The organism is Aureispira anguillae (assembly GCF_026000115.1).
Classification (GTDB): Bacteria; Bacteroidota; Bacteroidia; order Chitinophagales; family Saprospiraceae; genus Aureispira; species Aureispira anguillae.
This window is the reverse complement of sequence record NZ_AP026867.1, coordinates 3,100,508-3,113,360: the sequence shown is the minus strand read 5'-3', so window position 1 is coordinate 3,113,360 and position 12,853 is coordinate 3,100,508. Positions and strand designations below refer to the sequence as shown.

Annotated in this window: 9 protein-coding genes; 7 read left to right on the top strand and 2 right to left on the bottom strand. The window is 36.3% G+C overall.

Annotated elements, in window-relative coordinates; translation table 11 throughout:
- Positions 1-114 precede the first annotated feature (114 nt).
- The 6 genes from rfbB (at position 115) to AsAng_RS12060 (ending at position 7,406) form a co-directional block, all read left to right on the top strand.
- A complete protein-coding gene (gene rfbB, locus AsAng_RS12085; protein ID WP_264793047.1) occupies positions 115-1,167 on the top strand; it encodes a dTDP-glucose 4,6-dehydratase in 1,053 nt (350 codons plus the stop codon).
- A 312-nt stretch (positions 1,168-1,479) separates the two neighbouring features.
- A complete protein-coding gene (locus AsAng_RS12080; protein ID WP_264793046.1) occupies positions 1,480-3,948 on the top strand; it encodes an SLBB domain-containing protein in 2,469 nt (822 codons plus the stop codon).
- A 3-nt stretch (positions 3,949-3,951) separates the two neighbouring features.
- Entirely contained in the window at positions 3,952-5,097 is a 1,146-nt protein-coding gene (locus tag AsAng_RS12075) for a GumC domain-containing protein (protein ID WP_264793045.1), read from the top strand.
- A 110-nt stretch (positions 5,098-5,207) separates the two neighbouring features.
- Complete coding sequence (locus tag AsAng_RS12070) at positions 5,208-6,032, top strand: mechanosensitive ion channel family protein (protein ID WP_264793044.1); 825 nt, start codon at positions 5,208-5,210, stop codon at positions 6,030-6,032.
- 46 nt (positions 6,033-6,078) lie between these two features.
- Positions 6,079-6,771 carry a DUF4956 domain-containing protein gene (locus AsAng_RS12065; protein ID WP_264793043.1) on the top strand — a complete coding sequence of 231 codons (693 nt, stop codon included), beginning with the start codon at positions 6,079-6,081 and terminating at the stop codon, positions 6,769-6,771.
- Entirely contained in the window at positions 6,771-7,406 is a 636-nt protein-coding gene (locus AsAng_RS12060; RefSeq protein ID WP_264793042.1) for a polyphosphate polymerase domain-containing protein, read from the top strand. The genes AsAng_RS12065 and AsAng_RS12060 overlap by 1 nt, the downstream gene beginning before the upstream one ends.
- Positions 7,407-7,421: 15 nt before the next feature.
- Here the strand turns inward: AsAng_RS12060 and AsAng_RS12055 are convergent, their stop codons facing one another.
- Both AsAng_RS12055 and AsAng_RS12050 read right to left on the bottom strand, forming a co-directional pair.
- Positions 7,422-7,985 (bottom strand): thioredoxin family protein, encoded by a 564-nt coding sequence (locus tag AsAng_RS12055; protein ID WP_264793041.1) that lies wholly within the window; start codon positions 7,983-7,985, stop codon positions 7,422-7,424.
- A 191-nt stretch (positions 7,986-8,176) separates the two neighbouring features.
- Positions 8,177-9,271, bottom strand: coding sequence for a C1 family peptidase (locus AsAng_RS12050; protein ID WP_264793040.1), 1,095 nt, complete (start codon positions 9,269-9,271; stop codon positions 8,177-8,179).
- Between the two features lie 179 nt (positions 9,272-9,450).
- Between AsAng_RS12050 and AsAng_RS12045 the strand changes: the two genes are divergently transcribed.
- Positions 9,451-12,666, top strand: a complete 3,216-nt coding sequence (locus AsAng_RS12045) for a CHAT domain-containing protein (protein WP_264793039.1) — start codon at positions 9,451-9,453, stop codon at positions 12,664-12,666.
- The last annotated feature ends 187 nt before the right edge of the window (positions 12,667-12,853 follow it).

Genomic DNA, 12,853 nt, shown 5'->3' with positions numbered 1-12,853 from the left:
AATGAGGTGAAGTAAAGAACAAAAAGATTAGCTAAATCGAGCGCTTATTTTTGAGACTTTACTAAAGCGTATTATAAAGAACTTTAATAAGAATGAAATAAGATAGTAAATAAAATGAAGCAAACTATATTGATTACAGGAGGGGCAGGGTTTATAGGCTCTCATGTTGTGCGTTTATTTGTAGAAAAATATCCTGATACTCATATTGTCAACTTAGATAAACTAACCTATGCAGGGAATTTGGAGAACCTTTCAGATATTGATGGTAAACCTAATTATACCTTTGTAAAAGGAGATATTGTAGATCGCCAATTTATACAAGCATTATTTGAGCAATATAACTTTGATGGTGTTATTCATTTAGCGGCAGAGTCTCATGTAGATCGTTCTATTACGAATCCAATTGCGTTTGTTGAAACGAATATAGTAGGAACAATCAATTTATTGTTTGCTGCTCGTGAAGCATGGGAAGGGAAGATGGAAAATAAGCGGTTCTATCATATTTCAACCGATGAGGTTTATGGAACACTTGGCGAAACAGGCTTATTTACAGAAGAAACATCTTATGATCCACGTTCGCCTTATTCTGCTTCAAAAGCTAGTTCCGATCATTTGGTTCGTGCTTATTTCCATACTTACGGCTTGCCTGTTGTCTTATCCAATTGTTCCAATAATTATGGCTCGCACCAATTTCCCGAAAAATTAATTCCGTTGTGTATTAATAATATAAAAGAAGGGAAAGCATTGCCAATTTATGGTGATGGAAAATACACTAGAGACTGGCTTTGGGTCAACGATCATGCTACAGCTATTGATACCATTTACCACAAGGGAGTGTTGGGCGAAACCTACAACATTGGTGGACATAATGAGTGGAAGAACATCGACTTGGTAGAGTTATTGTGCGATATTATGGATGAAGAATTGGGGAAAGCAGCAGGAACTTCTAGAAAGTTAATTACTTTTGTAAAGGATAGACAAGGGCATGATCGTCGTTATGCGATTGATGCTACCAAAATTGCTAAAGAACTAAATTGGGAGCCTTCTGTTACTTTTCAAGAGGGACTAAGAGCATCTGTGAAATGGTATTTGGCAAATGAGACTTGGTTAAACAATGTTACGTCTGGAACGTATCAAAAATATTACGAAACACAGTACGAGGATTAAACTCTAATTTTGAGTAAAAATACTCCGCTGATTAACTGCGTTGCTACTACGTGGTAACTGCGTTGCTACTACGTGGCGTAGCTAATTAGTGTACTAGTGCTTATGTATGAATTTGATAATCAGTTTTTTAATGTTTTGGCTAACAAAGGCCTATTTTTCTGAGGATCAAAATTATACGATTTTTTTTTTAACAAAGTAATGCTGTAAAGTAAATATCTAATCATTAGCTTCGTTGAGCCTTTAGGGGAAAGCAAGTCTTTTGGCAAACTCCAGCGAACTTTACAGAGTACATAGCCTTCAAACAGCTAGCATATGAAATTTCACCCTACTAGATTATTCTTTACACTGGTTGCTATTCTTTTTGTTCAAATTTGTTTTGCTCAAGAACCGCCTTCTGTTACCCCTAGTACACCTGAGGGACCTATTATTGATCCTAACGTTCAAAAAGTATTGGACAAAGGGAATAATAATGAAAGTTCAACAAAGGGAGATACGGATAAGGGCGATACCAAAACGAATGATACCGATGTTGATGAGAATGCCGATAATGGAGAAGATAAAGAGGATGAAGAACGCAAAATCAAATTTGATTTGAGACAGTCCCAATTACCTGATGCTAAAATATGGGGGCAGCAGTTTTTTAGGGATCAAAGCGTGTCTTTATTTACTCGATCTAGAGATATTAAGGCCATTGATAGTTATTTGTTAGGAATTGGGGATGAGCTAGCGATTACGGTTTGGGGAGCAACCGATTACAGTTCTAGTGTTGCTATTGATGAGGAAGGTTTTATTAATTTGACCAATCCTCAACGGGGGATTCATGTGCCTAGATTGTACATCAAAGAAATGAAATTTGCCGAGGCAAAAAAAGCAATTATAGAGCGATTAGAAAACCATATGAATATCAAGAACTCTCAGGTTTCTATAGAGTTAAATTATTCTAGGAGTTTGACGATCAATATTACAGGGGAGGTTTTTAATCCTGGGTCTTATACGATTCCAGCGGTTAATACCGCTTTTAATGCTTTGGTTGCTTCTGGTGGTCCCTCTCAAATTGGAAGTGTTCGGATGATTAAGGTTTATTCTTCTCAAATGAAAACTCGTACATTGGATGTGTATAAGTTTATGAACAATCCTAATATTGCAGATGAATTCTTTTTGCACAACAACGATTATATCAATGTACCCCTTGCTGGGCGTGTTGTTGAAATTGAGGGAGCTGTTGAACGGCCGTTTTTTTATGAGCTGATTGAAAAAGAGAACTTAATTGAATTGATAGATTATGCAGGAGGGCTACGCCCAGATGCTTACCGAAGAAACATCCAAATTATTCGTTATGAAAATGATGAAGAAAAATTAATCGATGTAAACTTAGCGGAGCTGGTGCGCAGGGGAAAGAACTTTGACTTGAAAGATGGCGATCGAATCAATGTTAATCCAATCAAACAGGCTTATGCCAATTATATTACCGTGAAAGGAGCGGTTAAGTTGCCAGGGACTTATGAGTTGGAAGCCAACACAACAATTTATGATGTTTTAATGAAATCGGGAATTATTCGCTCTGCGGTAATGGAACGAATCTATGTCAAGCGGTTAAGAGAAGATTTGTCTTTAGATTATATCCCTATCAATGTCCATGAGTTGTTGGATGACCCTACTTCAGCAGAGAACAAAATCTTAAACCCTTTTGATGAAATTGAGGTCAAATACAAATCTGAGTTTATTGATAAGTACAATATAAAAATATACGGTGCTGTACGAAAAACAGGCTCTTTTGAATTTAGTGATAATTTAGTGCTTTCAGATGTTTTATACATGGCAAATGGACTTAAAAGGGAGGCTTCTAATAGTCATATTGAAATTTCTAGATTAACATTGGACGCTACTGGCAACCGTACTTATGTTGTCTTTAAAACCTTAGAAATTGGTAGCGTAGAAGACAGTTTGAAAGTAAAGGGAGCGGATGCTTTTTTTCTGGAGCCTTATGACCAGATTTTTGTTCGTACCTCAAAAGATTTTGAAGCGCCTAAAAATGTTAGAATACACGGAGAAATTATGTGGCCTGGAACTTATACGATGTCCAATGATGATGAACGGGTTTGGGACTTGATTAAACGTGCTGGTGGCTGGACGAATATTGCTTTTCTTAAAGGAGCTAAATTGATGCGTCAAGGAGACGGATTGGTGTTATTAGATTTGGAACTCCTTGAAAAGGAAGGCGAAAATTCTAGGTTCAATTATGTCTTAAGAGCAGGCGATATTATTCGTATTCCTAAACTAAAAGACTTGGTTTCTATTGCAGGAAAAATCAACCATCCAGCAGTAAAAGAAAACGCAGAAATTGCAACGAGAGAATTAGACTTAGAGCTTGAGAAGGCAGAAACAGAGATTGAGAAAAAGGAAATTTTATTGGAGGTCTACAAAAAAGAAATCCAGAATCCTAGAAAGGTTAACATTCCGTTTCATGTAGGAAAACGAGCTAATTTTTACATCAAAGAATATGGTGCAGGGATTGATTGGAAACAGGGCGGAAGACAGCGTTTGGTTTATGTACGATATGCCAATGGAATGGTTAAAAAAACTAGACACTTTTTGTTTTTTAAGGTTTATCCTAAAGTCGAAAAGGGAGCCATGGTTTATGTAGGAGCAAAAGAAAAGAAAATAAAGAAAGAAAGAAAACCTGTTAATTGGTATAAAATTATCACAGATACATTGGCATTAGCTGTTTCTGCACTTTCTATTTATGCAATTGTTCGAGCCATGAACCCCCCAAAGCAGTAGGTTATGGATAATTTAGAAAGAGAAACAACCCTGTCGGAAGAAAACCAATTGAGTATAGCAGATATGCTTAAAATTGGTAAGGAGTATTTTTTTGAAGTCATTAAATACTCTTGGCTCATTGTTATTTTTGCCATCTTTTTTGGTAAATATATGCGAGATCGAAAATTGAGCACGCCAACAACTTATACAGCCAATTTTTCCTTTACGGTCAATAAATTAGCAACAGAAAATCAACAAAACATTGCTAGTTTATTTGGTAGTTCTGCCAAACCAGAGGCAAACGTGAGTTTTAAGCGATTGCAAGAAATTCTGATTACACGAAAAATTAACCTTAGAGTTTTATTTCATAAAATCACATTAAAAGATGAAGAGACTCCTGAAGAAGATTTTTTAATTAATCACTACCTAAAGAACTTTTATTACAAGAGAGGGGCAGATGATCCTCAAGCAAAAGATGATTTTTATTTTGAATCCGATTCTATTGACCCTTATAATAGAAAAGCCAATTATCTTTTGATGTATGTACACAACTTGATTGTGCGGAATCATTTGATTTTAGAATCTACTTCGGGAGGGATTATGCATTTAAAAGTTGTTTCGACCTCTGAAGATTTTTCTTATGAATTGATTACGGCTTTGTATCAAGAGCTAGATCGATATTATAGTGAAGAGGCTTTGGAGCAAAAAAAGCGGTTTTATGAGATGGCAGAGGAGCGGATGAAACAACTCAGGGGGAAATTGAGTGCAGCAGAAGAACGATACATTGAATATGTAAATACACATAGTGCAGAGGCGCAAGGTCGAAATAATACCTTGATTGAAACTCAATTTTTATCCACAGATTTAAAACAAGCAACTCAGTCTTATTTTGCTGCTGTTGCCAACAAAGAAGCTGCTTGGGTCTCTTTTGAAAGCCAAAAACAAACTCCTTCAATGTCTGTTATTGACCCTCCTTTGTATCCTTTGTCCAAGGCTGTTCCCAACCCATTTTTGCATATGTTGGTTGGTATTGTTGTAGGAGGAGGTCTAGCATTTTTGCTGATTGTGGGGCGTAAATTTATAAGGGATTTTATGAAGAAACAAAAAGAAAAAGAAGCCGCAGAAGTAGTAAAGGTAGAGCCTGCTAAAAAAGAATCGGAAACCGTTTAGGTTAAATTATTATTGAGGTGTAAATAAAAGTTGTTCTTTGGAAAATTTTGTGATAAATTTGACCTTTTACAAGATTTTATAGGAACCATAAAAATATAAAGAATTACATAATGTTTGATATTAATGCAGAGGAGTTGTGGGCGAAGTTTGGGGGAATGTTAATAGAATATGCGCCTAAATTTGTGTTGGGGTTGGTCGTGTTCTATTTTGGATTTAAGTTGATTAACAAGTCCATGAGTTTGTTGGATAAAATAATGCGTTCCAATAAATTTGATGAAGATTTAAGACCTTTTATTATTACCCTATTAGGCTTGTTGCTAAAATTAGTGGTTTCTATTAGTGCTATTGATTTGTTGGGGATAGAAACAACTTCCTTTGTTGCTATGTTGGCCGCAGCAGGTTTTGCGGTGGGTTTAGCATTGCAGGGTTCTTTAAGCAACTTTGCCAGTGGAATCCTAATTTTGTTTTTTAAGCCCTTTCGAACAGGGGATATGATTAGTATTGGAGACAATATCGGAATTGTCCAAGAAATACAAATTTTTAATACCATTCTAAAAACCATCCATCGACGATTAATCGTTATCCCTAACTCTATATTAACCAGTGAAATTGTTGAAAATATTACAGGCGCAGGGATTATTAGAGTTGATTTGACCTTTGGGATTGGTTACGAAGATGATATTGACAAAGCTCGTGAAGTGATTTGGTCTGTTATTAAAGGTTGTCCATTTTTAGTCCACCAAGAAGGGCAAGAACATCAAGTATTGGTTGAGAAACTAAACGATAGTTCTGTAGATTTAGCAGTGTGGGTATGGACAAGAGGAACCGACTATTGGGAGGCGTTTTATTTTATGCAGGAATACGTCAAAAAAGCATTTGACAAAGAAGGAATATCCATACCATTTCCACAAATGGACGTTCATATGAAGCAATAACAAATCTTATCTTAGGATTTAGAATCTAGCTATTTTTAGTAAACTTATGCAAGAATTTATCAATCACCTATCGGGATATTTTATTAACCTGAAAGATATTATCCACCCCTTAAGTTTTGTTATTAATTTGATTGTTTGCACACTATTAGCAATGGCAGTGTCTAACTTTTATATTCGTTTTGGTAATGCGGTTTCTAATCGAGGACGTTTTGCAGCGAATTTTGTCCCCTTGGCACTAACTACGATGTCAATTATGGTGATTGTAAAACCTTCTGTAGCGCTTTCTTTGGGCTTGGTAGGGGCGTTGTCTATTGTGCGTTTTAGGGCAGCCATCAAGGACCCAGAAGAATTGACCTATTTGTTTTTGACAATTGGTGTAGGACTAGCAACAGGAGCCGATCAACCATTGATTGCAATTATTGTAGTGGCTTTTATCTTATTGTTTTTATACCTCAGCAAACGAATGTCAAGCAGTCCTGCTTTTAAAGAAGAAGACCGTTTCTACATTAATATAACTACTGATTTATCAGATCTTGTCCAAATTCATACCTTGTTAGAACAATCTTTTGCTGCCGTTGAGCTAAAACGTCTAGATGCCACTCCCAATAAGGGCTTAGATTTAAGTTTTATTTGCAAGACAGGATCTATAGAGGAAGTACAAACAGTAAAAGATGCTGTTTTAGCATTGTCAGAACAGACCTATATTTCTATTATCGATCAACCCGATCTAATTATCTGATGCGTTACGAGCGAAAATATAGGATAGAAGGAGTACACCTCAATGTTATTCTACAAACAATTCGAATGCATCCTGCTGGACTCTTCAAAATATACCCAGATCGTCAAATTAATAACATTTATTTTGATACACCTAATCTAACCACCTACAAAGAGAATGTGATGGGCATTGCCAATCGAGACAAATATCGAGTTCGTTGGTACGGCTGGAATCCCCTGTTAATAGAATCCCCTAAACTGGAACTAAAGCATCGCAGAAATAATGTTGGAACAAAAACAATTTATGAGGTAGCTACTTTTTCTTTTGATAATTTAAAACCCCTAAGTGAAGAAGTTAATCGCTTGAGTGGTACCTATGCCTTATTGCAGCCAACCTTGCAAAATTCCTACAAACGAGCTTATTTTGGTACTAGAGATCAAAAGTTTAGAGTAACGATTGATTGGGAGCTCTCCTATGCATCTATGAGAACTACCAATCAATTTAGGAAACACCAACAGTACGAACCGAATGTGTATATTTTGGAAGTGAAATACGAACAAGAGTTCGAATCAGAAGCCGATCGAATTTCACAATTTTTTCCATTTAGAAGCACCAAAAACTCTAAATACGTAACAGGGATAGAACTGTGTTGGTAGGCATAATTAAGTTACTTAAACAGCAGGGATAGCGGTTAATAATTGAATCAATTCTTCTTGAATAGAAATTCCCTTATCCTCTTTGTACCAAAGCAATAATTCGGCATATTTATCTTCTGCTTTGGCATCTGAAGTTTTTTGTTGCTGTACCAATGCTTGTGCTTCGCTAGGTCTAGGTCCCCAAGTAAACAAATCATTACCTGCTTGATCTCTAGCGATAAGTTTGGGGATAGATTTGCCTCCGTTGGTCAAATATTGATCAATTTCACTACCTGAATCTCTTAATTGAACTTCTACTGTAATATTGGGGTTAAGCGCAGCCATTTTTTCTAAATAAGGCACAGAATTGGCGGCATCTCCACACCAAGGTTCTGTGATTAATACCCAAGTTTGAGGAGTTTTTATGGCTTCGATGGCTTCTTTTAGAGCAGGCGTAAGCACCCCTTGTTTCGTCCAACGCTTCATTCTAGAATGATTCAATTTGACATAATTGATATAGCTTTCACTATCATAAGGAGCTTGAACAAATTCGCCATTAAGAATTGCCTTAAATAAATCTCTATATGCTTGTAAATTCATGTTGTTTGGTTTAAAAGAAAAAATGCTAAAACAATTCCTATAACAAGTAGCAGTAAAAAAAGTTTTGTTTTTTGACCATCTAAACTACTGAGGGCAACAGGATGGGAATGAAAGGATTTTAAAAGTAGGTCGTATAATTGGCACTTAAATAGCAAACTTACGACCTACGATATATGCTTAAAGGTCTACTGCTATTTAAATTTCTTTTTGATGGCGGAAGGAATTGCATCTTTGTGCAATAAAATACCAACGGTCTTCAGTTGAAAATAAGCTTGAGACATATAAAGATAGCCTTTGAAGGCATTGGAATCGCCCCAAGAGTTTTTGATTTTATAATATTTAGTACCCTTGTTGTCATAAGCAATTCCTACCAAGTGCATCAAATGGTCATCTGTTGTTGCCTTACTCTCAAAAGTGCTTTGACGCAATTCTTGTGTAACCGTCAATTCTTGGTCTGGCTTGTCCCACAAATTTTCTCTTTCTGTATCTTTGGGCAAAATAGCCAAACCCTCTTTGTGATTGAAAGTAGCTTCGCTTACATCTCCATCCCAAGCAACCGAATAACCATTTTTGATGGCCTCATCTACCGTTTTTTCTAATTCTTCCATTGGAATGTTTTGATACCAGCCATTGGAATAATTGTCGGGAATTTCTAGAACAAAAGGCGCATAAAATGGATGATGGGTATAAGAGGTTAGACTAATATAATCCTCGCTTTTAATCCCCAAGAAATCGGCAAAACTTTGGGGCGTATAATTTTTGCCCTCGTATTTAAATTCATCGGGCGTTTCTCCCATATAAATATCCAAAATCGCCTCCATGGCTTGTTTCCATCTAGGGCTAAGTGTTTTTCGTTTTTGCAAGCCATCCAACATTCCTTTGGCAGCACTTACCATTTCACCGTGGTTGTGTACTTCTATTCCTTCAGATTTACCAGAAAATGCTACTTCAGGAACTACTCCTGCTCGTTCAACAGCTTTGATGACATCATGAGACAAAGACCCTTCACTAAAATTAGCTTTGCCCTGTCGCAAAATATAGTTTTGAGCTTTATCTAAATAGGTTGCTCGGACACTATACATTTCCGATAAATCAATGTCCATCTTTTTGGTACGCTTCACTTCAGATTCTAAAAAAGAAGAAGTAGCGAAACTCCAACAGGTTCCTGTTCGTTGTTGATTTTTTATAGTGGTGCATTCCACATCATATTTAGGAGTAATTTTGTATTGCCCTAAAACGCTGTTGCCAACTAACAAAAATGTTAATGGAAGCATAAACTGTTTCATAAATTAATTTTGTATGTGATAAAAATAAAGTTTTGCAAAATACTAAAAAGAGCAGTTAACTTTTGTTTTTTTGAGGGATTACCTACTGAAAATTTAGCTTAGGTCTGTTACTCCGCACTGAAAATCATGAAAGAGCTTTCTGGATTTCAAAGAATGAATGTATACAGAACTAGTATAAAATGCGTACCTTGCGGGCTGTACAACTAGACGCACAACATAAAGAATATATGATTTTTAAAACAACTAATTTACTACTTTTTAGCTTTTTTATAACGATCTCTGCTATAAGCGCACAGGGCGATTTTTGTAAGGGAACAGATTCTTTGGGAGCTAAAACTTATTTTGTTAAGGCTCGAATGGCATATCAACAGGGGAAACCTGCGGTTGCAATTGAAAATTTTCAAAAAGCAAGTAAAGCATACCTACAAATGGGGTGCAAAGAACGTGTTTTTTTAATGAATCGTAATATCTTGAAAGTGCATATTGCTACCGCTAATATGGTAGCTTTTGATGCATTATATTATAAAATCATAAAGTCACTTGAAAATGCTAAGGAGTCAGAACAATTGATTTATAAAGGGCGTGTCATGTTGCTGAAATCAGATATTCATCTTAGTCTAAAACAATTAGATTCTGCCATCATTTATGCCAATAAGGCTAGGGCTGTCCATAAAGAAGTTGCTGCTTGGAAATTTTACATTCGGGATAATGCGCAATTGGCTCGTATTGCTTTTTACCAGCAAAACTATGAAGCCATGGAGGATTATGTAGACCTTTGCTTTGATACCTACAAGACTTATATCAAGGATAAGGGGAAAATTTTGCAAGATATAATGGCTCTATATGGAGGGTTGTATTATAAAACAGGGGAGTATGAAACGGCTTTAGAAAAAACAATGGAAGCCCTAGAAGTTGGGTTGGCAGATATGACAACGAAGGACGATACCTTGTTTGTGGCACGATATTATAATAACATTGGCTTGTTTTATATCGAATTGGGCGATATTTATAAGGCAGAAGATTATTGTAACAATGCGTTGCAATTGTTCAAAAAATTGAGAAAACATTTTGATGCAGCAACCACTAATTTAAACTTGGGCGAGTTTTTTACCCGTCAAGGAAAATTAGAAGAAGCGCTAAGATTCTATCAGGCAGGCATCAAGTCTTTGGAGCAATCTTCGGGCGTTGCTACCCATCAATTGGACAAATCATCCATTAATATTTACAATGGAATTGGCGATGTGGCTACTCGTTTAAACCGTTATCAAGAGGCGTTTATGGCACTAAAAAAGAACCTTGAAATTCACAAAAGGGAACAAGCCAAAAAAGACGAAACATTCAGTGTGCTTGGAAGCTATTATAGAGCGACTAGAGATTATACCAAATCGTTAAATTATTATCAAGAAGCTTTAGTTATTCGAAAACAAACCTATGGTTTAGTACATCCTTTAGTTGCCAAAGTATACTATGATTTGGGACAAACCGAACAAAAAAGAAACCATATTGCTGCTGCAAAAACGTATTATGATTTGGCTATAGCAGCACTAGAAGTTCCAGTGAAAGGGGATTTAATGCCCTTCTTGATGAATAAAGACAGTGCCAATACAGTTCCTGATAAATCTCTTTTGTTAAAGGTTTTGGCTGCCAAAGCTCGACTGTCTTTAGAAGAGAAAAATTTAGAATTGGCTTATAATACTGCTCAAAGTGCGGTCTTGTTGTTAGAAAAAATGAGAAATGGATTTAAGGAGGAGGGATCTAAGCTGTTTATGCTCCAAAAAATGATTCCAACTTATGAATTGTCTATTGATGTTGCTTTAGATTTGTATCAACAAACGAAAGAGCAGTCTTATTTGGATGAAATTTTTCAACTGGTCGAAAAAAGCAAGGCAATGTTGCTTTTAGATGCCTTGAAAGCAGAGGAAGCTCGTAATTTTGGAAATGTTCCCAAGGATTTGTTGGACGAGGAGAGGCGTTTGGCTAGAGAGCGAGTACGCTATGAAAAACTACTGTTTGAGGCTAAATCAGTCAATGATGAAGCAAAAGTTAGTCTTCAACAAAAGGAACTCTTGAAGCTAAAAAGAGCCTCCGAGAAGTTACAAACAACCTTAGAACAGGATTATCCTAAATATCATGAACTAAAATACAATACACAAATTGCTAGTCTAAAACAAGTACAAGAAAGTTTAGACGATCAGACTGCTTTGATTGAGTATTTTGTTGGTAATGAGAACATCTATATTTTTAGTATTTATAGGGATACTGCTTGGCTTACATCGGTTTCTATGAACAATCAATTTACAACCGCTATAAAAGGGCTTCGTACCTCGTTGGTCGATGTTGTTATGTTAACCAAAGATGTAGAGTCCTCTTATTTATTGTTTGCCAGAAATGCTCGAACGATTTATCAAAAATACCTAGAGCCAGCCTTAAAAAAAGAGCAAATTGAGCGCTTAGTGATTATTCCTGATGGTATGTTTAATTATGTGCCGTTTGATGTTTTATTGACTGAAAAACCAGATTATAAAAATTACGATTATAGAAAATTGCCCTACTTGATTAAATCGTATTCTATTAATTATCATTATTCATCTACCCTAAAACTATTTAGCCGATCTTCTTCTAAGACCAATGGCGAGATGTTGGCAATGGCTTCTTCTTATGATAAGGAACAATTTATCAACATGAAAGGTTTGGGAGAACGAGAGTATAAGATAAGGTCAAGTGTAGACGATTTGCCAGGTGCCCGTCAAGAAGTAGAATATTTGTCCAATATCTTTGCAGGAGAATATCTTTATGGCGACAAAGCAAATGAAACCACCTTCAAATCGTATAGCAACAAAGAACCTTATAGTGTGATTCACTTAGCAATGCACGGTATTGTTGATGCCAAACAGCCTGCCTATTCGAGTCTGGTATTTTCTTACTCTGGAAGCAAAAAAGAGGATGACTTATTACATGCTTATGAATTGAACTTGCTAGAAGTGAATACAGATCTAGTGGTGCTTTCTGCTTGTGAAACAGGCTTTGGGCGATATGACAGGGGGGAAGGTGTGGTCAGTCTTGGAAGAGGATTTATGTATTCGGGGGTTCCTTCTTTGGTTATGACCCTATGGCCGATCAACGATAAGGCAACATCTATATTAGTGAGCGAGTTTTATAACGAACTGGCAATTGGCCACAGCAAAGATGAGGCCATGAAAAACGCAAAACTCACCTATTTAAAGCATGCAAAACATCTAACCGCCCACCCCTTCTTTTGGGCGAGTTTTGTCAATTTTGGGGATTACCAACCCATCCATTTAAAGAAAAGTTGGACTTGGGGACAATTGAGCCTATTGACCTTGCCTATCTTGCTGCTTATGGGCTGGTGGTTTTCTAGAAAAAGGAAAGGCTAAAATGAAGATCAATCTATCCTCAATTTAGCCCTTAAACCTAGGGAATTAGCTCTCTTCTAATCGCTTTAAGGAGGGAACACTTTAGATCCAAAAAGCGTTCCTCTGAATACTTTTTAGTGCGAGGGATATAGCAAAATGGAAATAATATTTTTTTATTGGCATCAAATCCTTTAAATTTGATAATTAT